This window comes from Methanoregula formicica SMSP (genome assembly GCF_000327485.1).
GTDB classification, from domain to species: domain Archaea; phylum Halobacteriota; class Methanomicrobia; order Methanomicrobiales; family Methanospirillaceae; genus Methanoregula; species Methanoregula formicica.
Genome location: NC_019943.1, coordinates 1,095,834 through 1,115,210, shown reverse-complemented (window position 1 = coordinate 1,115,210; position 19,377 = coordinate 1,095,834). Strand labels below are relative to the sequence as shown.

At 57.7% G+C, this 19,377-nt stretch carries 20 protein-coding genes and 1 tRNA gene; 13 read left to right on the top strand and 8 right to left on the bottom strand.

The genetic code is table 11. The features are described 5' to 3' along the window. The first annotated feature begins 24 nt into the window (after nt 1-24). From METFOR_RS05735 to METFOR_RS05720, 4 genes are read left to right on the top strand one after another with little or no spacing between them, the layout of a single operon-like run. A complete protein-coding gene (locus METFOR_RS05735; protein WP_048111194.1) occupies nt 25-1,425 on the top strand; it encodes a single-stranded-DNA-specific exonuclease RecJ in 1,401 nt (466 codons plus the stop codon). Next, a complete protein-coding gene (locus tag METFOR_RS05730) occupies nt 1,397-1,924 on the top strand; it encodes a PUA domain-containing protein (RefSeq protein WP_324602937.1) in 528 nt (175 codons plus the stop codon). Before METFOR_RS05735 ends, METFOR_RS05730 begins: the two co-directional genes overlap by 29 nt. Then, nucleotides 1,848-2,186, top strand: a complete 339-nt coding sequence (locus METFOR_RS05725) for a nascent polypeptide-associated complex protein (protein ID WP_015285159.1) — start codon at nt 1,848-1,850, stop codon at nt 2,184-2,186. The genes METFOR_RS05730 and METFOR_RS05725 overlap by 77 nt, the downstream gene beginning before the upstream one ends. Further along, entirely contained in the window at nt 2,186-2,911 is a 726-nt protein-coding gene (locus METFOR_RS05720) for a methyltransferase domain-containing protein (protein ID WP_015285158.1), read from the top strand. Before METFOR_RS05725 ends, METFOR_RS05720 begins: the two co-directional genes overlap by 1 nt. Here METFOR_RS05720 and METFOR_RS05715 read toward each other — a convergent pair. Next, a complete protein-coding gene (locus tag METFOR_RS05715; protein WP_048110837.1) occupies nt 2,870-3,268 on the bottom strand; it encodes a hypothetical protein in 399 nt (132 codons plus the stop codon). The two genes, METFOR_RS05720 and METFOR_RS05715, sit on opposite strands and share 42 nt — an antisense overlap. 732 nt (nt 3,269-4,000) lie before the next feature. On the opposite strand from METFOR_RS05715, the gene METFOR_RS05705 reads away from it, so the two are divergent. Next, entirely contained in the window at nt 4,001-4,519 is a 519-nt protein-coding gene (locus tag METFOR_RS05705) for a hypothetical protein (RefSeq protein ID WP_233504459.1), read from the top strand. A gap of 31 nt (nt 4,520-4,550) precedes the next feature. Here METFOR_RS05705 and METFOR_RS05700 read toward each other — a convergent pair whose 3' ends face one another. Further along, nucleotides 4,551-5,663: a glycosyltransferase gene (locus tag METFOR_RS05700; RefSeq protein ID WP_015285156.1), complete on the bottom strand. Its 1,113-nt coding sequence runs from the start codon at nt 5,661-5,663 to the stop codon at nt 4,551-4,553. A gap of 143 nt (nt 5,664-5,806) precedes the next feature. Here METFOR_RS05700 and METFOR_RS05695 point away from each other — a divergent pair, with 143 nt between their 5' ends. Then, the gene (locus tag METFOR_RS05695; RefSeq protein WP_015285155.1) at nt 5,807-7,510 is read left to right on the top strand and encodes a carbamoyltransferase C-terminal domain-containing protein; all 1,704 of its coding nucleotides are present in this window, start codon (nt 5,807-5,809) and stop codon (nt 7,508-7,510) included. Between the two features lie 19 nt (nt 7,511-7,529). Here METFOR_RS05695 and METFOR_RS05690 read toward each other — a convergent pair whose 3' ends face one another. Both METFOR_RS05690 and METFOR_RS05685 read right to left on the bottom strand, forming a co-directional pair. After that, nucleotides 7,530-8,777: a nucleotide sugar dehydrogenase gene (locus METFOR_RS05690; RefSeq protein ID WP_015285154.1), complete on the bottom strand. Its 1,248-nt coding sequence runs from the start codon at nt 8,775-8,777 to the stop codon at nt 7,530-7,532. A 157-nt stretch (nt 8,778-8,934) separates the two neighbouring features. Next, entirely contained in the window at nt 8,935-9,762 is an 828-nt protein-coding gene (locus METFOR_RS05685) for an MBOAT family O-acyltransferase (RefSeq protein ID WP_015285153.1), read from the bottom strand. A 238-nt stretch (nt 9,763-10,000) separates the two neighbouring features. Here METFOR_RS05685 and pyrB point away from each other — a divergent pair, with 238 nt between their 5' ends. The 3 genes from pyrB to METFOR_RS16145 all read left to right on the top strand — a co-directional run bounded on the left by pyrB (nt 10,001) and on the right by METFOR_RS16145 (nt 13,831). After that, on the top strand, nt 10,001-10,897 hold the full coding sequence (pyrB, locus tag METFOR_RS05680; RefSeq protein WP_015285152.1) for an aspartate carbamoyltransferase: 897 nt from the start codon (nt 10,001-10,003) through the stop codon (nt 10,895-10,897). Beyond that, nucleotides 10,894-11,367 (top strand): aspartate carbamoyltransferase regulatory subunit, encoded by a 474-nt coding sequence (gene pyrI / locus METFOR_RS05675; RefSeq protein WP_015285151.1) that lies wholly within the window; start codon nt 10,894-10,896, stop codon nt 11,365-11,367. The genes pyrB and pyrI overlap by 4 nt, the downstream gene beginning before the upstream one ends. Before the next feature lie 196 nt (nt 11,368-11,563). Next, nucleotides 11,564-13,831 carry a PKD domain-containing protein gene (locus tag METFOR_RS16145; protein ID WP_015285150.1) on the top strand — a complete coding sequence of 756 codons (2,268 nt, stop codon included), beginning with the start codon at nt 11,564-11,566 and terminating at the stop codon, nt 13,829-13,831. 65 nt (nt 13,832-13,896) lie between these two features. Here the strand turns inward: METFOR_RS16145 and METFOR_RS05665 are convergent, their stop codons facing one another. Further along, nucleotides 13,897-14,355 carry a phosphopantetheine adenylyltransferase gene (locus METFOR_RS05665; protein ID WP_048110835.1) on the bottom strand — a complete coding sequence of 153 codons (459 nt, stop codon included), beginning with the start codon at nt 14,353-14,355 and terminating at the stop codon, nt 13,897-13,899. A gap of 30 nt (nt 14,356-14,385) precedes the next feature. Between METFOR_RS05665 and METFOR_RS05660 the strand changes: the two genes are divergently transcribed. The 4 genes from METFOR_RS05660 to METFOR_RS05645 are packed head-to-tail and all read left to right on the top strand — an operon-like array spanning nt 14,386 to nt 17,928. Next, entirely contained in the window at nt 14,386-14,883 is a 498-nt protein-coding gene (locus METFOR_RS05660) for a gamma carbonic anhydrase family protein (RefSeq protein ID WP_015285148.1), read from the top strand. Further along, a complete protein-coding gene (locus tag METFOR_RS05655; RefSeq protein WP_015285147.1) occupies nt 14,876-16,159 on the top strand; it encodes a CoB--CoM heterodisulfide reductase iron-sulfur subunit A family protein in 1,284 nt (427 codons plus the stop codon). Before METFOR_RS05660 ends, METFOR_RS05655 begins: the two co-directional genes overlap by 8 nt. Then, the gene (gene mtnA, locus METFOR_RS05650) at nt 16,160-17,203 is read left to right on the top strand and encodes an S-methyl-5-thioribose-1-phosphate isomerase (protein ID WP_015285146.1); all 1,044 of its coding nucleotides are present in this window, start codon (nt 16,160-16,162) and stop codon (nt 17,201-17,203) included. A gap of 20 nt (nt 17,204-17,223) precedes the next feature. Next, nucleotides 17,224-17,928, top strand: a complete 705-nt coding sequence (locus METFOR_RS05645; protein WP_015285145.1) for a DUF116 domain-containing protein — start codon at nt 17,224-17,226, stop codon at nt 17,926-17,928. On the opposite strand, the gene METFOR_RS05640 is transcribed toward METFOR_RS05645, so the two are convergent. The 3 genes from METFOR_RS05640 to METFOR_RS05630 form a co-directional block, all read right to left on the bottom strand. After that, nucleotides 17,893-18,306, bottom strand: a complete 414-nt coding sequence (locus METFOR_RS05640) for a bactofilin family protein (RefSeq protein WP_015285144.1) — start codon at nt 18,304-18,306, stop codon at nt 17,893-17,895. The genes METFOR_RS05645 and METFOR_RS05640 overlap by 36 nt on opposite strands. A gap of 82 nt (nt 18,307-18,388) precedes the next feature. Beyond that, on the bottom strand, nt 18,389-19,231 hold the full coding sequence (locus tag METFOR_RS05635) for a geranylgeranylglycerol-phosphate geranylgeranyltransferase (RefSeq protein WP_015285143.1): 843 nt from the start codon (nt 19,229-19,231) through the stop codon (nt 18,389-18,391). A gap of 53 nt (nt 19,232-19,284) precedes the next feature. After that, nucleotides 19,285-19,359 (bottom strand) — tRNA-Arg (locus METFOR_RS05630). Nucleotides 19,360-19,377 lie beyond the last annotated feature (18 nt).

Below are 19,377 nucleotides of genomic sequence, written 5' to 3'. Positions count from 1 at the left end.
TTTGAACTCCCTAAATATATGGCAATGGGTTTTTGCGATGATGTAAAGGCGGCCGCGGAGCAGATCGCGGCAGCCCCGGAGATCACCATCATCTCCCACATCGATGCGGACGGCATCAGCTGCGAGGCGATCCTCTCGCAGGCGGTATCCCGTCTTGAAATACCGGTCAAGTCCGTCTTCGTGCGCCAGCTCGAACCGCTGACCATGCCTCAGGTGCCTGACGACCCCTCGCTCAAGGTCTTTGCCGACCTTGGTGCCGGCCAGCAGAACCTGATGCACGAACGGGGTTTTTCCGAGAAGGATGTGCTCATCATCGACCACCACGTCAGCCAGCCCTGCGAGCGAGAATACACGCAGGTCAACTGCCACCCCTACGGCCACACGCGGATGAGCGCAGCCGGCGTCTCCTATCTTGTGGCAAAGGAACTGGACGATGCAAACATCGATCTCGCCCAGCTCGCGGTTATCGGAAATGTCGGCGACATGATGGCGCGGGAGAAGTGCGGGCTCGTCGGCCCTGCACGAGACATCATTGTCGAAGACGGCGTGCGGCACGGTTCCGTTGACGTCCGGAAAAAGGACCTCAACTGTTACGGGACTGCGACCCGCCCGGTCCACCTCTCGCTCGCCTACAACGACGACCCGTTCGTCAGGGGCATCAGCAACAACCCCGAGGCGGCCCGGCAGTTTTTGAAAAAGCTCGGCATCCGCCAGCAGGCGCCCGATGGCCGCTGGTACGTGTGGGAGGAACTATCTGATGATGACCGCAGGACCATCATCTCTGCGCTCGCCCAGCAGCTGATGGCAAACGGGGAGAAGACCGACCGGCTCCTTGCCGAGACCTACCGGTTCCCGGGCGAGATCCCGAGGACCCCGTTGCGGAACGCCCAGGAATACGCGACTCTCCTGAACGCCTGCGGCCGGTGGTCGAAGCCGCAGGTGGGTGGGGCAATCCTCCGGGGAGACCGGGGCACCGCGTACCGCGATGCCGAGCATATGCTCAACAATCACCGGGCCATCCTCCGCGAGCTCCTCCAGTATATCGTGGACCGGGGCGTGAAGGAACTGGAATACCTCCAGTGGCTGCACGTGGGCGGGAAATATCCGGACACGATTGTCGGGATCGGTGCGGGTATGGCGCTCTCGAAACTGAATGCAAAGAAGCCCATCCTGATCATGTGCGAGGTGCCGGAGGACCGGAACCTCACCAAGGTCTCGATGCGGACAACGGAACGGATTGTCGAGAAGGGTATCGACCTCCAGAAAGCGCTCTCGGAAGCCTCAGCGGAGTACGGCGGCGGGGGCGGAGGGCATAAGATTGCAGCGGGCGCATATATCCCCAAACCCGCGGAAGAGGAGTTTGTTATTCGTGTCAACCGGATACTCGGAGAACAGTTTGCTGCGAAGGATCCAGGTAATCGCTGACTTCCAGTTCGGCGGGAATGTGGGCCCGTCCCTCTTTCCGGAGGGCTGCACCTTCATCCATTCCACCACGGGACGGGTCCGGCAGGTGCTTTATGAAGGGACCCGGCTTGCGACGGTCCGTGCATCGGACGGCCGGCTGACCCTCGGGATCGAAGGCGCCCGCAGGCTCATGGCTGCACTCCCTGCGCCGGGATACCGCGTCACGATCCGCGATGACGTGGCGGAGTTCGTGGCAAAAGGGAAGAACGCCTTTGCAAAACACGTTACCGGAGCCGACCCGCAGATCCGCGCGGGGGACGACGTTCTCGTTGTGGCGGGGGACGATCGGCTGGTAGCCTGCGGCGCTGCGGTCGTTTCGGGCCCCGAGATGCTTGCATTTAATTATGGAGTAGCGGTAAAAGTACGGCAGGGTAGTGAGAAGGATGCTTCCGGGAAACATCAATCCGCGCCAGATGAAGGCGATGATGAAGAAGCTCGGCATGAATGTCGAGCAGATTGAAGACGTTCAGAGTATCGTGATCAAAACGCCGAAGGGCAACTGGGTCTTCGACTCTGCCGAGGTCACCGCGATGACCATGCAGGGTGCGACAACCTACCAGATCGCCGGCACGCCCCGGTTTGAGGCTGCGGCAATCGAGATCCCGAAAGAGGATGTCACGATGGTCGCCGCGCAGGCAAACGTCTCTGAAGAGAAGGCAAAGGAAGCCCTCATTGCGTCAAAGGGCGACATTGCCGAAGCCATCATGAAGCTCGCATCGTGATGATCGAGACTGGCGATCGAATCCTGCTCTCCGGGGCGGGACGGGAATTTTTCGTGAAAGCGGCACCGGGGACGCTCGGGACCGATAAGGGCCAGCTTGACCTTGGGCAGATTGTCGGAAAGAAGGCAGGCGATATCATCACCACCCACTCCGGCGCAGAGTTCACGATCCGCATCCCCCGGCCAACCGACTTCTTCACGTACGGCAAGCGCTCAGGAGCCCCGATGCTCCCGAAGGACATCGGTCTTGTCATCGCGTACACGGGTATGAACCATAACGATGACGTGCTCGATGCCGGCACCGGCAGCGGGATCGCCGCGATCTACTTCGGCGGCGTTGCAAAGAGCGTGAAGACCTACGAGGTCCGCCCGGAGTTCTCCAAACTGGCGCTGAAGAATATCACGGACGCAAAGCTCCCCAATGTCGAAGCCATTGCCGCAGATTTCCTTGCATCGGAAGGCACGTTCGATATCGTGCATCTCGACATGCAGATCCAGCCGGAGCACGTGGCCCACGCCTACTCTCTGCTCCGGCCCGGGGGATACCTCGCGTGCTACACGCCATTTTTAGAGCAGATGGCGATCGTTGTCGATGCTGCTTCGGAGAAGTTTGCGGAAGTCCACACCCACGAGCTGATCGAGCGGGAGATGACCCGGTCCAAGCGGGGGACGCGGCCTTCGACGTCAGTGTGTCACTCGGGGTATGTGACGATTGCGAGGAAATGAGTGAAGATATAATAAGGGATCCTTCACTGCATATCTTGCACTCTTTTCATCATGCCCGTGCGATATTGCGGCTTCCGCTTTTGCCTTTTTAACGGCTTCAACCGCTTTTTCAGATTCCGTTAGTATTTTTATCGGAATCGTAATTTTTTGAATTTGATGTGACGAAACATCTTGTCCAATGTTCAAAACTTTGATATCAAGTTTACCTGATTTATCTTTCTGAATGTATGTGGACATTTCGAAGACTATTGTTCCACCTACTATCGCGTTTGTAGAAACTGCCTCGCGAATTTGAACAAGTGCCGGATCAATAAATTCCTTAATTGAATCTCCGCCTTCTGGTATTATAGTAGTCATACAAACAAATTCTCCCTGACTTACTGGATCTCAATTTTGAGATTAATTTTGAAATTAAATATGATATATTTCAGGGCATATTATAGTCCTTTATCATGCAGTGTGAAAGTATATTCTTCACATACAATTTGCGATTCTCTACGCGCAAAACGCCTGTCGGGTTTTGCGCTACGCACTTACCTGTTCGTGCGACAGAAAAACGTCCGTGAGGCCGCCGCGGGCTGTCGAATTCCGTAGGAATGAGACAAGAGAAGAATCCGAAAGATTCTTCAATTGCGCCACTGCTGATAGGCAATCGTCGCATCAGCGAGGATTGCCTGAAGATGGCTTCAGCCTTCGACTGCGACGGCAGGCATCATAACATCGTGAGAATCTCCTGTCAAAATTCTGTACCCACACGACCCCCCCTTCCCTCAATTGTGAACCCTCACCCAAATCACTGAAGTAAAATCCCCCCATTTTTCCACAAATCCCGGATGGGACTGAGGGGGGTCGCATGGGTACATATCAGCTTCCCAGCACGGAAACACACCATCCCGAGGAATTATCCCATCACAAAAAGTAACCCAATCCCAGACGCTAATTCCGAACCTCCAAAGAAAAACCCGCCAGCACCAGACTCCGCCCCGCGCCCCCATTGTGTACCCACACGACCCCCCATCTCTCCCGTACCAAAGACCACCAGGATTTTATCAATCGGGATCATTTTACTAGTAATATACATACTACAGAATGGACAGAACCACCATGACCCACTTCCGCCAGAAACCCGGTTCAAGGAGCGCATCAAAGCGCCTGAAACATCCGTTCCCCGATATCGCGGCATTCTCCGCAGTCGTCCGGGCACTCATTATGAAAAATCCGCTCGGGTGCACCTCGTACTTTACCCACTGGAGAAACTACCCGCCGGTCATGCCCGTGCGGGAGCGTTACACGGCCAAGTTCGTATATCTCAATGCAAAAGGGAAGCAGGTAGGGAGCAGCTCCGAGGTCTACAATTCCGCGGAAGGCTACGAGATCGGAAACGCCTCCATGATCACGAACATGGCCAATATCACCGCCCACCGCGGCAAGGTGACACATCTTCAGGAGTCAGATCTCTTCTCAGCCATCCTGAAATGTCACGACCCATCGGGCGAACTTTATTTCGTGAGCCTTGCGCGGGACCGGATCACGGTCTCATCCTATGAGTCCGATGTGATCTTGAAAACGGTGGAGAAATGGGCGGGCACCGTGCCGGAACTCAGGTGACGATACAAAACGGAGGGGGATGCATGAACCTTTATTTCTTCTTCGACGTGCTTTCCCACGTCCGTGTGTCCTTCCCCATGTTCAGCAGGCCCATGACAAGGTAGAACTGGTTGACGGCAAATGCGTTGAAGAGGTTCTCCCGCCACACTGTCGCAACTATCGCTGTAATACATACGAGCGCCAGCAGGACAAGAGGGTATGTGAAGAACAGGCCGATCGCAAGCAGGGCCAGCGCGATGAAGAACAGCGTCGGGGTGATGACAAACATGAAGATCCGGAGAGGATAGAAGAACCGGGTGAACGGACGATCCTTCCCAAGAAGGTCGAGATTTGCGAGTGTGGCTTCGATCAACCGCTTTGCCCGCCGGATCTTCTGGCGGTACTGGACGGCGAAACTGGTCGGGATATCCTCGTACACGACTGCCCTCCGCTCGTACACCGTCCGGTACCCGCGGCGGATCGCCTCGAATGCCGTGTTGGCATCGTCCGATCCCCGTTTATCGTCAATCCGCCGGATCAGGTCGGTCCTGAATGCAACAAGGGCACCATTGAAATTGTATGTCGAATCCACCGCACTTTCCCAGTCACACATCCTCCCGTAAAACGAGCGGTACTCTCCTTCCAGCCTTGTTGTCCCGCATCCGTTCATCCTTGGCCGCAGATCACCGGTTACCGCGGCGATCTTCGCTTCGCTCATGAGGCGGCCGATCAGGATATCCAGCGCATCCGGTTCGAAAAAGACATCTGCATCCGTTGTGACGATGACAGGATAGCGTGCCAGCTTCATGGCCTGGTTGTACGAACGGTTCGTCCCCAGACGTTCCCTGTTGGCAATGATGCTGTACGTGATGCCGGACTTCTCCAGGCTCGCGGTGGCGCGGGCAAGGGTGGCATCGGACGAGCAATCATCAATAAAGATGACCTCATATTTTTCCTTCGGATACCGGCACTGCTCCAGGTTTGCGATGCGATCCGCGACCACACGTTCCTCATTATATGCCGACAGGATGATGGTGATGCCGGGATATGTTTCCGGGCTGCCGGTGGCAACAGATTTTTTGCCGAACATAATCCCGAGAAGATAGACAATATGCGGGATGACGGAGAGGAGGAGAACTGCGAGCGCAATGACGAGGAGCAGCATTCCAGTACCCTTTATTTCGGAACGGATTTATACGTTTATATGAGGGGGGCCCGGTTTTTCCCGGAACAAACCAGGCCATAACAGGAAAAAAAGGCACTCAAAGCCAATGTTTATTGATTTTTACAGGTAATAGATGACCACCTATGAGTGATCATTTCCGGGTCCTTGGGATTCACGACAACCATAACGCCTCCGTCTCCCTGCTGGAAGACGGTGCGATCGTGTTCAGCCTTCAGGAGGAGCGCCTGAACGGGATCAAGAACTTCAACGGCTTCCCATCCCGGGCAGTGCACCGGGCGCTCGACTTTGCACAGATCACTCTCGACGACATCGACCTCTTTGCTTTCGGGACGGTGCACAATCCTGCATGGAAGGACACAGCGGCCCAAATCCGGCAGTACTCCGCACCGACATGGAAGAAATATCTCGCCGACGGGTTCAAAGCATCCCCCTTCTTCTCCCTGTACACTGCAAAACGGGCACGACAGCGGCAGAAGTTCCTTGCCACGCAGGGGATTCCGGCGGACAGGACACGGTTTTACGATCACAACCTTACCCACGCTGCCACCGCGCTCTGCTGCAGCGGGTTTTACGGCACGCCGGCCCTCATTCTTGCACTTGACGGAGGAGGGGATGGGAATTGTGCAGGAGTCTACACGAGCAGGGATGGAGATCTCGCAAAGGTTGCAGTGACGAAAGAGGGCAACTCTGTCGGCAACCTGTACGCAGTCTCGACCTTTTACATGGGCATGATGCCACTCGAACACGAATACAAGCTCATGGGAATGGCCCCCTATTCCCAGCCGAAATACTATGAGGGGATGTCACGCGCCCTTGACCATATCCTTTCTGTTGATGGACTCACCTTCCGGCGCTCAACTGTTGCCACCACTTCCAATTCCTTCCGGGCCCTTGAGGCCATCTACCGCCGCCAACGGTTTGATGCCGTCTGCGCAGCGCTGCAGGACTTCACCGAGCGGAGCGTCACCCGCTGGGTGCAGAACGCCATTGCAGCCACGGGCCTCCACCGCATCTGTCTCTCCGGAGGAGTCTTCATGAACGTGAAGCTGAACAAGCTCATCGCATCGCTTCCCGGGGTCGAGGAACTCTTTGTCATGCCGTCCTGTGGTGACGAAAGCAATGCCATGGGGGCGGCATTCCTCGCATATAAGGAGCATTGCGCAGCACTCGGCACAGACCCGGTAATCCATCCGCTTTCCCACCTGTATCTCGGGGAGGCCTTTGGCGACGAGACCATCAGGAGCGAATGCCGGAACGCCGGGTATACATTTGAAAAGGATGGGAACATCAACCGTTTTGTTGCCGAGATGCTGAACCAGAACCGTATTGTTGCCCGGTGTTCAGGCCGATCGGAATGGGGTGCCCGGGCGCTGGGCAACCGCTCAATCCTCGCGAACCCGAAATCCTTTGAGACCGTCTCGAAGATCAACGATGCCATCAAAATGCGGGATTTCTGGATGCCGTTTGCAGGTTCTGTCATGGAAGAGGCAGCGGGCCGGTACCTGGTCAACCCCAGGAAGATCCCGTCACCGTACATGATGCTCGCGTTCGACACGACCCGGGAGCGCGAATCTATCCGGGCTGCGACCCACCCGAGGGATCGCACGATCCGGCCCCAGATACTCCCTAGAGAGCAGAATCCCGATTACCATGCGATCATCAGCGAATTCTCCCGCATGACCGGGACCGGCTGTGTCCTGAACACCTCATTCAACCTCCACGGCTCTCCCATGGTCTACCATCCCCGCGAGGCACTGGAAACGCTGACAAAGAGCGATCTGGATATCCTCGTCATGGGGGACTATGTTATCAGAAAAGAAACGTGAGTGAATTGTCCCGCCCGCGTCAGAGGGTGATATACCGGAACTGCGACCTCATCCGGGCGTTCCTGTGGAAGACACCCTTGATATCCACGAACAGGATGCCGGGGCCCGCAACCGCGGCGAATTCCCGGTCTGCCATGGCAATGAACTGGTTATGCGGGGCAGCCAGAATATAACCGTCCATCTGTTGCCCGATATCATCAAGAGGGGTAACTCCGAGGCGGGTTATCTCGTCCTTCGTGAGCAGGGGATCGTACCCGAAGACCCGGATACCGCGTTCCGTGAGCACCCCGATCAGGTCGAAGACCGGGTTATCCCGGTAGTCCGGGACGTTCTCCTTGTAGGTAAGCCCAAGGACTGCAACCGCGGGCCCGGCAGTCCCTTTTTTCACGGCGGCCAGGTTGCCGGTGACGAGGTCGGCAATGAAAGGGATCATCTGGTCATTGGTGGCCCGGCCTGCGAGGATCATCCGGGGGTGAAAACCCTGGCGCCGTGCCGCATACGCAAGGAAATGGGGTACCGTGGGGATGCAGTGGCCTCCGACGATTCCCGGAGTGTAATGATGGAAATTCCACTTGGTGCCTGCCGCCTCGAGTACGTTCTTGGTATTGAGACCCAGCTTCGGAAACATCTGGGAGAACTCGTTGGTGAGGGCGATGTTGATGTCCCGCTGGATATTCTCGACAACCTTTGCCGCTTCGGCTGTCCGGATATCCGGGGCGCAGTAGACTTTTGTTATCAGACCGTAGATCCCGGCCATCCGGGATGTCGTCGCAGGATCCATCCCCGCCACGATCTTGGTGGTTCGGGAAAGGGCATGTTCGTCGTCACCCGGATTGATCCGTTCCGGGGAATAGCCGACCGCAAAATCCTTACCGGCAGCAAACCCTGAGGCGTCCTCAAGTACGGGAAGGAGGACCTCTTCGGTCACTCCGGGATAGACGGTTGATTCAAGGATTACCACGGCGCCTTTCTTCAGGTTGGCACCGACGGTTTTTGCAGCGCCCCGGATATACGATAAATCGGGGTCATTCTCCGGTGTCAGCAGTGTGGGGACGCAGATCATGATGAAATCGGCGTCGCGGATCCGCGCCGGATCAGACGTGGCATTGATCCCGGGAGCCGTTTTCTGCAGCCCTTTTACCTTCCGCTCATCGATGTCGTATCCCATCGTCCTGACATGACGGGAGAATGCCTCGGCAAGGGGAAGACCGACATACCCCAGGCCGACAATACAGACAGTTTTATTGGTTATGGATGGTTCTGCCACGTGGTATCTCCCTGCTGCTATCTGTTAAAGAATGAAGATTTTACGGTATAGCTGTTGGTTCTGCAGTTATATAAGGCCATTTTACCCTTCCCGGGACTGGGAAACTGCCACCTATCCTTTCGGACTGCTTAAGTCCTCCGGTATACTGGTCCCGGCATCAGAACTGGAAATAGATAAACTCCGGACTCAGGCTCGGTGCAAGGCAGAAGACTATCAGCAGGACGAGCGCCAGGAATACCGCCCAGTACCGGTACGGCAGCCGGCGGATATACTCCACGGCATCGAACCGTACCGCAGCCTTCACGGAAGAGATACTCAGGCGCCTGCGGTATACGATGAGCAGGATGATCACCGGTACGCCCAACAGGACCGCGTTCAGCTTGAGGATATCCGAATATTTCGAGAACCCGGCAACAAGGGTACTGAAATCAAGAAAGATCCACTTGGTGATGCAGTAACGGATGTCACCGAGGTCCGATACGCGAAAGAGGATCCACCCCATGAAGATGAAGTACTGCGTGATAAGGATCCTGAACGCCGTACCTGCCCGGGACGGTACCGGGACGGCCGAGACCAGCGCAAGGTTGTCGTCCGGAACGTACCGGTACCTGCTCGAGAATGAGCAGGAACTGTCGCCGTAAATGACAAGGGCCGGGCGTGACCCGATGATATCCGACAATTCGATGGTCCGTTGGAGCGGCGTATCAAAGCTGACACCCAGTTGTGCACGGAATAGATCCTGTTGTCCTTTTCCAGCTCCCGCAGCGATGACTACCGGCTCAATGGCAGCCAATACCAGGCTGTTGCCGATGAAATATATCCGCGGGGTCTCACCGATGCTCTCGTTCTTGTACACAGCAAAATTGTTTGAGATCAGTTTCCATGTCCCGTGCTGGAGATAGGGATCGACGAAGAGGGAGATGACACAGAAATAGGCAGCCACGGCGACGATGACAGCGATAAGAATAACCAGGCACGTCTTCACCGTGTCGCCAAACTGTATACTAGTAATGAAATACCGTTTTATTTATTTCTACTCATGAAACACCCGCATCACCACGACGTTGTTTCCACGTTTTTCCTGCCACGGGGCCCCCGCGAAGGATCTTTTCATCAGGGATGCGGAAGATACCGCAACCCGGCCAATGGGTCTGCTTCCCCGGCATGAGAGGAAATTTAGGTCATGAGTAAAATACTACTATAATCAATGGGGAGAGTGACCTGTGCGCCACATCATATCGATCGGGGACTTTGACCGTGACGGGATCAACCGCCTGCTGGACCATGCAGGGCAGATCGACAGGAAGAAGTACGATGCACAGGCCCTTGACGGTAAAATCCTTGCCGTCCTCTTCTTTGAGCCCAGCACGCGGACACGGCTCTCGTTTGAATCTGCCATCGCCCGCCTCGGCGGCACATCCCTGACGGTGGGAAGTGTCGAGGCCTGCTCCATTGCAAAAGGCGAAACCCTTGCCGACACCATCCGTGTTGTGAGCGGGTATGCAGACGCAATTGTTATCCGGCACCCGAAAGAAGGCGCAGCGCGCCTGGCCTCTGAATTCTCCACCGTCCCGGTCATCAACGCAGGAGACGGTGCCGGCCAGCACCCGTCCCAGACCCTCCTTGACTTGTACACCATCCGCCAGTCCATGCCCATCGACGGCATCAACATCGCGCTCATCGGGGACCTGCGCTACGGCAGGACCGCCCATTCGCTTGCCTCCGCCCTCTCGCTTTACAATGCACGGCTGCACACGCTCTGCCCTCGGGGACTCGAACTTCCCGAGACGCTCTCCGCGCGACTGGAGGAGCAGGGGATGGAGATCATCGCCCATGAGAATATCACTGATATCATCCCCGAAGTGGATGCCCTCTACGTGACGCGGGTCCAGCGCGAGCGGTTCCCCGATTCGGCATCCTACTTCAATGTTGCATCAAGCTACCGCATCACTCCTGAGCTCCTCGCTGATGCAAAGAAGCACCTGATCGTCCTCCACCCCCTCCCAAGGGTTGACGAGATCGATCCCCGGGTCGACGAGATGCCGCACGCAAAGTATTTCGAACAGTCACGAAACGGCGTCCCGGTACGGATGGCGATGCTGATGCAGGTGATGCAATGAGGAACAATGAATCCGTGGAGAACGAAGGGCTCCTTGTCCGCCGGATCAAGAACGGGACTGTGATCGACCATATCAGTCCCGGTGAAGCGCTCAATGTCGTCAAGATCCTCGGGATTACCGGCACGACCCAGGAAGCACTTTCCATCGCTACCAATGTCCCGAGCAGGAACATGGGAAAAAAAGACATCGTCAAGCTGAATAACCGCGAACTCTCCAAGGAAGAGGTTGACCGAATTGCCCTCATCTCGCCGAAGGCCACCATCAACATCATCCGGAACTTCAAAGTCTTTGAGAAGAAAGGTGTTGAGACGCCGATCCTGATCGAAGGAGTTGTCCGCTGTCCGAACCCCGGGTGCATCTCCAACACGCACGAGCCGATCAGGAGCAGGTTTTCAGTGAAGGGGAAGGGGCTCCACTGCGTTTATTGCGACTGGGTTATAACCGGCGACATTCCCAGCCACATCATCTGAGATTCCCTTTTTTCCTCGCGCCCCGGGCCTTCATTTTCGACAGCCCCGTTCGCCATAATCACCCGGTTCCAGTGAAAAATAACAGAAAGATATTTTCCTTCTGGCTGCGTAGTCAGATAACCATTAGTTTTTTGGACCTGTACCAACTGATGGAATTAAATATCTGTTCATTGATAAATTCAGGTTAGTGATCACGATGAGATCCAAGACGTTTTTGTTGTATGCAGGACTGGTTGTCCTGTTCCTGGCCCTGGCAATCCCCGGGGCATCCGCAGCGGATACCGCGAAAGCGGGGTACATCACTGTCGGGATAGCCCCGGTGGCACAGTTTGATGCCCACTATGCTTTCACGACAATCCCCACAAAAGTCGAGTTTGTCGATACGTCACTGGGCTCGAAACCGATGACCTGGGAATGGGACTTTGGTGACGGGGTCACGTCAACGGAACAGAACCCGAGCCACACCTACCTCAGGCGCGGCACCTACACGGTCAAGCTGACCGTGAAGAATGCCTACGGTACCAGCACTGCCATCAAGACGGACTATATCTCCGTCGGCATGCCCCCGAAGGCTGCATTTGTCGGCAGCCCGACCTCCGGTGGCGCACCGATGACCGTTGCATTCACCGACCAGTCAACCGGCCAGGTAAACAAGTGGACCTGGGACTTTGGCGATGGCCAGGGATCCAACGAGCAGAACCCGGTGCACACCTACTGGGCAGCCGGGAACTACAATGTCATCCTGACCGTCTCCAATGAATTCGGAATATCGGACGCCATGCGGAACGAGTACATCACCGTTTCCGGTGATCTTGCAGCAAAGTTCGATGCATTCCCCTCCTCCGGAAAGGCACCCCTTGCCACCCGGTTCACGGACCGCTCGACCGGCAGCCCGACTGCCTGGTCCTGGGACTTCGGCGATGGGATGACCTCGAACCAGCAACACCCGTCCCACACGTTCATGACCGCCGGTTCCTATAACGTGAAACTCACGATCACCCGTGGCACCGAGACTGCGTCTACGACACAGATCATCAATGTCGGCGGCGTTCCTGACGCTGATTTCGTCGGCTCACCCCTCCAGGTGAACCCGAACGAGAACGTCCAGTTCACGGACAAGTCCGGCCATGCCCCGACAGCCTGGTCCTGGGACTTTGGCGACACGGCAACATCAACGGTACAGAATCCCTCCCACTCCTACCAGGTGAAGGGCATTTACACGGTTGCGCTCACCGCACGGAACGAGAACGGCAAGGACACCGAGACAAAGACTGGGTATGTCAATGTCGGGATGCCCCCGAAGGCAGACTTCCGCCCGGTGACCACGCCCTACGCGCAGTACGCTGTCCCCAAGACCGTGCAGTTTGTTGACCAGTCTACGAACATGCCCACCTCCTGGGCCTGGGACTTCGGCGACGGTGCAACCTCCACGGAACAGATGCCAACCCACGTATACATGAAGGAAGGCACCTACACTGTCACGCTCACGGTCAAGAACAACTTCGGATCTGACACCGCGATCAAGCAGGACCTGATCACGGTCGGCGGCGGTGCAGCCGTTGACTTCGTTGCAGACAAGACAACGGTCGGCGTAGGACGGGTTGTCAGCTTCACGGACCTCTCGACCAGCAACCCCACCAACTGGGTATGGGACTTTGGCGACGGTACGACCGGCACCGGCCCGAACCCCGACCATGTCTACCGTGCAACCGGTGTCTATGATGTTACCCTGACGGCATCCAACCCCTACCTGACCAACACGCGCACGAAGAACCAGTACATCACCGTCCTCTCCATCCCCAGGGCAGACTTCGTTGCTGACCGGACCAAGGGCGGAGCCCCCATGGCAGTAGCATTCACGGACAAGTCCTCGAATGCACCGACTGCATGGAAGTGGGACTTTGGCGATGGCGCAAGCTCAACCGAGCAGAACCCGACCCACACCTATACGACCCTTGGCGTCTACAGTGTGACCCTGACAGCATCCAACAAGGACGGATCGGACACGATCACGAAGGTCAACTACATCTCCACCACCCTTGCCCCGGTAGCCGAGTTCAAGGCCAACCGCCAGGTAGGCAAGGCCCCGTTCATTGTCGAGTTCACTGACCTCTCATCCAACAACCCGACCTCCTGGAGCTGGGACTTCGGCGACGGGACCTCATCCACGGAGCAGAACCCCCGCCACATCTACCTCTACGAGGGTTCCTACGATGTCAGCCTCACCGTAGCCAACCAGTACGGGGCTGACTCCATCTACAAGACGGGAACTTCCGCACCGGCAAGCGCAGTTGTGACCACTGAGGCACCTGCCGCAGCAGCCACGGAGCAGCCTGCAGCAGTGGCGACAGCAGAAGCACCTGCTGCAGCCAAGCCGACCACCCAGGCACCCCTTTCAGCAGCAGTCCCGCTCCTTGCAACGGTTATCGCGCTGATCGGTGCTGTGTTTGTGTCAAGGAAATAATACCTTTTTTTGCCAGCCTGACGGCGAGCATTAAGAAAAACGAAAATCCTGTTCTCTATCCTGATTTAATGCAGGACGTGCCCGTGGATATCGATCTCGCCACGGTAGATCCGGGTGCTCGAGATCCAGCGTCCATCCTCGGCAAGGACGCAGGTAATCTGGTGGATATCGACCTTCTGCCTGCCCTTCCCGCGGCGTTCCTTGTTGATCTCGACAGCAACCGGCAGCGTCTCTTCGGAGACCACGATGGCGTCAAAATCGGAGTCAACGGCCGACCCGAACCGGTCGTTTAACGGCTCGATGTTCCAGCGGGCGGCATGCTCCTTTGATGCAATATACGCCTCAAGGTCGGATTTCCGGTCGGCAAAGGATCGGATCGGGTGGACTTTCCGGCTCGCGAAGGTGTCCGTGGTGAGACCGATCACCACATGGCCCCCTTGCCCGGCAAGATCGAACGAGCGGTCCAGAAGGCGCTTGTGGCCGTCATGAAGGGGATCGAACGTACCCCCTACCATAACCTTCATGTTCCTCCATTCTTAATTTCCTATGTTATTATGGCTATGGATGCGAAAATCTCCGGCGTTGCCCTGTTCCAGGCAGGGAATGCAACCGTGACGGGGGATGTCACGCTGGGAAAGGACGTCGGGATCTGGTTTGGCGCCGTAATCCGTGCCGACAAGGACCGGATCGTGATCGGCGACCGTTCCAATATCCAGGACAACTGCGTTGTCCACACCAGCAAGGGGTTCCCGGTCCGTATCGGCACTGATGTCTCTGTCGGCCACGGGGCCATCCTCCACGGCTGCACCATCGGCAACCGCGTGCTTGTCGGCATGGGCGCGATCGTCCTGAACGGGGCGATGATAGGGGAGGGCTCGGTCATCGGCGCCGGTGCGGTAGTAAAGGAGGGAATGGAAGTCCCTGAGCGGTCGGTTGTTGTCGGAGTTCCCGGGAAAGTCGTCAAGCAGGCCAGCGACGAGCAGCAGCAGCATATCCTGAAAAACGCCGCATCCTATGCCGAACTTGCCGGAGAGTATGCCCGCCATGGCTAACATTGTTGTCATTGGCGCCGGGGTTGCCGGCATCCAGGCATCCCTCGATATCGCCGGTCATGGCATCCATGTCGACCTTGTCGAGCGCGAGCCCTCCATTGGCGGCCACATGGCGCAGCTGGACAAGACCTTCCCGACAAACGACTGCTCCATGTGCATCCTCTCGCCCAAGATGGTAGACGTGTCACGGCACAGGAATATCAGCATCCATACCTGTGCCGAGGTCGAGCGGATCGACGGGGACACCGGTCATTTCAGGGTCACGATAAAGAAACACCCGCGGTATGTCGATGAGGTCACCTGCACCGGCTGCGGGGACTGCATCCAGATCTGCCCGGTCGAGGTGTACAACCGGTTCGATGCCGGCGTTGGCGTACGGAAAGCGATCTACAAACCGCACGCCCAGGCAGTGCCGGATATCGTGGTCAAGGACCAGGAACACTGTATCGAGTGCGGACTCTGTTACGATGTCTGCGGCCCGGGCTCGATCAAGAAAAAGGACGAGGAGACTACCATCACCGTTGATGCAGCAAGCATCATCGTCACGACCGGCTACGATGTCTTCGATGCAAGGAAGAAGACGCCCTTCAATTACCTCCGGCTCCCCGATGTCATCACCAGCCTCGAACTCGAACGGATGATCAATGCCGGCGGCCCGACCGGAGGGAAGATCCGCCGTTTGAGCGACGGAAGGGAGCCGCAGTCCATTGTCTTCATCCAGTGCGTGGGTTCCCGGGACATGACCATCGGGTGCCCTTCCTGCTCGTGTGTCTGCTGCATGCAGGCCCTGAAGAACGCGATCCTGATCAAGGAGAAGCACAGGGAGACAGACGTCACCATCTGTTACATGGATATCCGGGCGTACGGCAAGGGGTATGAGGAGTACTTCGAGCGGGCGAAATCGCTGGGCATCCGGTTCCTCCGGGGCATGCCCTCCGATGTGATCCCTGACGCAAAAGAGAGCGGCATGATCCTGCAGGTCGAGAACTCCGAGACCGGAGAAGTCCAGGTCCTCCACCCGGACCTCGTGGTCCTCTCGGTTGGCATCCGCCCTGCCGAGGTGGGACCGTCCCTTGCGGAGAAACTGGGGATCGCCTGCGAAGAGAACGGGTTTATCCGGCCGGTGAACGATGCCGTTGATACGATAACAACGCTCCGGCCGGGGATTTACGTAGCCGGAACGGCAACGGCCCCCCGCGATATCCCGGACAGCGTGGCTTCCGGGCAGGCGGCAGCAATGCAGGCATGGATCAACGCGATCAGGGTGGGACAGTAAGTGGACACCTCTCCAACACTCTGGTGGGACAGCGGGAAAGACTGCCTCTGCTATATCGAGCAGACGCTCCTGCCGGGAGAATACAGGATAATCGAGTGCCGGAGTATCGACCGGCTCGCAACCGCCATCCGGCGCCTGGAGATCCGGGGCGCACCCGCGCTCGGCGTTGCCGGGGCCTATGGCGTCGCCATTGCCACGCTTACGGCACCGGAAGGTCCTTTCTCCGGATTTACAGAACGCGTAAAGCAGGATGCTGAACGGATTCGTTCAACACGGCCAACGGCGATTAACCTCGGCTGGGGGATCGACCGGGTCCTTGCGTCGCTGGAAGAGGCCCGTTCCCGCGAGGATGCGCAGTCGATAGCGTTCCGCGAGGCAGGTGCAATCGCCCGCGAAGACACCGCGTGCTGCCACGCCATCGGCAGGAACGGCGGCGCCCTGCTCCCGGACCGGTGCACGGTCCTGACCCACTGCAATGCCGGGGCGCTCGCCTGTTCCTCATGGGGGACGGCGCTTGGCGTGATCCGTTCTGCCGCAGAGGCCGGAAAAGACGTGAAGGTGATCGCCTGCGAGACCCGGCCGCTCCTGCAGGGGGCGCGCCTCACGGCATGGGAGCTTGCCCGCGACGGGATCGACGTGACCGTGATCACGGACTCGATGGCTGCCCACTTCATGCGGTCCGGCGCGATAGACGCTGTCGTTGTCGGGGCGGACCGGATCACCCACGACGCAGTCTTCAACAAGATCGGCACGTACATGCACGCGGTCTGCGCCCGCCACCACAGGATCCCGTTCTATGTGGCCGCCCCCTTATCGACATTCGATCCGGAGAAGAGCGAACACAATGTCGAGATCGAGGAACGGGGACGCGACGAGGTCACGACCATGGGCACCAGGGTGTATATTCCGGACGGCGCGAAGGTGAAGAACCCGGCTTTCGATGCAACGCCCATGGACCTTGTCACCGCCATCATCACCGAGACCGGGGTGCTCCGCCAGCCGATCAATACCCGGTCACACTTATCTCGTACTACATCCCATTAGACCACAACCGGAAGTGCCCGATGGCATTTGTTGACCTCACCCCCTGGAACCACGTGATGCTCTTCATCGGCCAGGTCACGGTCATCGTCACCCTCTCGGCACTCATCGTCTCCTTCATCCTTGTCGTCATCTCGCTCTACTCGATACGGCAGAAGAAACTCTATTTCCCGGAACTCATCAAGGCCGGCCTCGTCTTTCTCGAAGGCATGATGAAGGCCATGTTCCGGCTCCTCGGCCTCGAGGACCGGGAGATGCTCTCGTTCTTCATCAAACTCCACAACACCATGAACGCCGCTGATTTTGCGGCCATCCCGGTTACAGAGCGGGCGATCTTCATGCCCCAGTGCCTGCGATCGTCCCAGTGCCCCGCCAATCTCACCCCGGAAGGCCTCAAATGCAGGACCTGCGGCCAGTGCACGGTGGGCGAGGCCCGGGTTCTCCTCGAACGGCTGGGTTACCGGATCTTCATCGTGCCCGGCTCGTCGTTCATCAAGCGGATGGTGAAAAAATACCACCCGAAGGCGATCATCGGGGTCGGGTGCCTCAGCGAAGTCAAGGAAGGCATCGATATGGCCGACAAGATGGGGCTTGTCGTGATGGGCGTAGTGACCTTAAAAGAAGGGTGCGTCGAGACCATCGTCAACTGGGCCGACGTGTACGAGGTCGCAACACTGGGGATCGACCCGGCGTTAATCCCCAAGGACCTTCATACTCTTTCCGATTAGGTTCCCGCTCTTTATCCTGCCGTGGACGATGATCGCGTCCTGGCTTGTCACATCCCCGACCGTGACGTTGGGACGCAGGATGACCCTTCCGCCCGCGGTGACCGAATGGACGCTGGCATGATCGAGGATGACCACGTCTCCCTGCGCAACGATCGGCCCCTTGACCCGGCACTGGCCTCCGATGACCGCACCGCCGCAGGCAATGTCCAGGGAGACACTGGAACGCGGGCCGAGTTCGAGCGTGCCGGAAACATTGAGCCTGCCCCAGAAATGGGTGCGGGGCGGCACCACGAAGTCGCCGTCAATCCGGACGTTCCCTTCGAAATACGAGCCTTTCTGCGCAAAATAGGTAGTTCCTTTCTGGATCACCGTGGGCATTGTTCTCACTTTTACCTGTGGTGCCAGTGCGGGGATAAACTTGTTGCTCGGCGCCTTCCGGCAGGGAGCCGCGAGGGAGGTATTATCCGAAGAAGAGGGCCGAGATCACGAAGACGAGGAGCGAGGCGAACATGCCGTACTTGAGCGCGGCTGATGCCTTCGACTGCCGGACACAGGCCGGTGTGTCGCAGGAAAGGGCCTTTATGGCTGCCGCGAGGAGGATAACGTCAACAAGTCCGATGAGGACAAGGTACGGGATGCCCCACCACAGGAAGGGGACTGCGCTTGCGATGGCAGAGAGCAGGACAAAGACAAAGGCGGCAAGGGCGGTCTTCTTCACGCCGATCATGATCGGGAGCGTGACTGCCCCCCCGGCCTTGTCCCCCTCGACATCCTCTGCGTCTTTTATGAGCTCGCGGGCCATCATCGCAAGGAAGGTCATCACTGCAATGGGGACGAGATGGATGAGCCCGTCCATTCCCGCGAATGCCCCGCCAAAGAGGAACATGCTCCCCGAGAGATAGGAGACCGCGATGTTCCCGACAAGCGGCATGCTCTTGAGCCGGGCCGCGTAGAGAGCGAGGAGGAGGGAGTTGAAGACGGCAAATGCGATGCAGATCCAGTTTGTGAAGAGGCAGACTGCGATCCCGGAAAGGAAGAGCGCAACCGCGTACCAGAGCGCTGCGTTCCGCGAGACCTGTCCCGAGGGAATGGGGCGGTCAGCCCGGTTGACCGCGTCAATCTCTGCATCAAAGTAATCGTTGATCACGTTACCGGCCGCCGTGATGAGCGTGACAACAACAGGCAGGAGGAGTGCTGCGGGGACGAGGGCGCCGGCAGCGATGAAATACGCGACAACCGCTGCAACGCCGGCCATCACGGCATTTGCCGGGCGGATAATGTTCAGGAAACCGGCAGCGCTCATTGGATCATTCTCTGGTCGTCCCGGACTAAAAAGTGCGCGAAAAGGATCGAATACGGGCGAGGGGGGATTTGAACCCCCGGCGTTCAGCTTAGGAGGCTGACGCTATGTCCGGGCTAAGCCACTCGCCCTGCCCATATCCATTGCGG

Coding starts and splice junctions, on each gene's coding strand:
- METFOR_RS05665 (WP_048110835.1), bottom strand. CDS start 14,355: ATGAAGGTTATGGTAGGGGGTACGTTCGATCCCCTTCATGACGGCCAC.
- METFOR_RS05725 (WP_015285159.1), top strand. CDS start 1,848: ATGCTTCCGGGAAACATCAATCCGCGCCAGATGAAGGCGATGATGAAG.
- METFOR_RS16145 (WP_015285150.1), top strand. CDS start 11,564: ATGAGATCCAAGACGTTTTTGTTGTATGCAGGACTGGTTGTCCTGTTC.
- METFOR_RS05720 (WP_015285158.1), top strand. CDS start 2,186: ATGATCGAGACTGGCGATCGAATCCTGCTCTCCGGGGCGGGACGGGAA.
- METFOR_RS05715 (WP_048110837.1), bottom strand. CDS start 3,268: ATGACTACTATAATACCAGAAGGCGGAGATTCAATTAAGGAATTTATT.
- pyrI (WP_015285151.1), top strand. CDS start 10,894: ATGAGGAACAATGAATCCGTGGAGAACGAAGGGCTCCTTGTCCGCCGG.
- METFOR_RS05735 (WP_048111194.1), top strand. CDS start 25: ATGGGTTTTTGCGATGATGTAAAGGCGGCCGCGGAGCAGATCGCGGCA.
- METFOR_RS05655 (WP_015285147.1), top strand. CDS start 14,876: ATGGCTAACATTGTTGTCATTGGCGCCGGGGTTGCCGGCATCCAGGCA.
- METFOR_RS05700 (WP_015285156.1), bottom strand. CDS start 5,663: ATGCTGCTCCTCGTCATTGCGCTCGCAGTTCTCCTCCTCTCCGTCATC.
- METFOR_RS05695 (WP_015285155.1), top strand. CDS start 5,807: ATGAGTGATCATTTCCGGGTCCTTGGGATTCACGACAACCATAACGCC.
- METFOR_RS05645 (WP_015285145.1), top strand. CDS start 17,224: ATGGCATTTGTTGACCTCACCCCCTGGAACCACGTGATGCTCTTCATC.
- METFOR_RS05660 (WP_015285148.1), top strand. CDS start 14,386: ATGGCTATGGATGCGAAAATCTCCGGCGTTGCCCTGTTCCAGGCAGGG.
- METFOR_RS05705 (WP_233504459.1), top strand. CDS start 4,001: ATGGACAGAACCACCATGACCCACTTCCGCCAGAAACCCGGTTCAAGG.
- METFOR_RS05635 (WP_015285143.1), bottom strand. CDS start 19,231: ATGAGCGCTGCCGGTTTCCTGAACATTATCCGCCCGGCAAATGCCGTG.
- METFOR_RS05640 (WP_015285144.1), bottom strand. CDS start 18,306: ATGCCCACGGTGATCCAGAAAGGAACTACCTATTTTGCGCAGAAAGGC.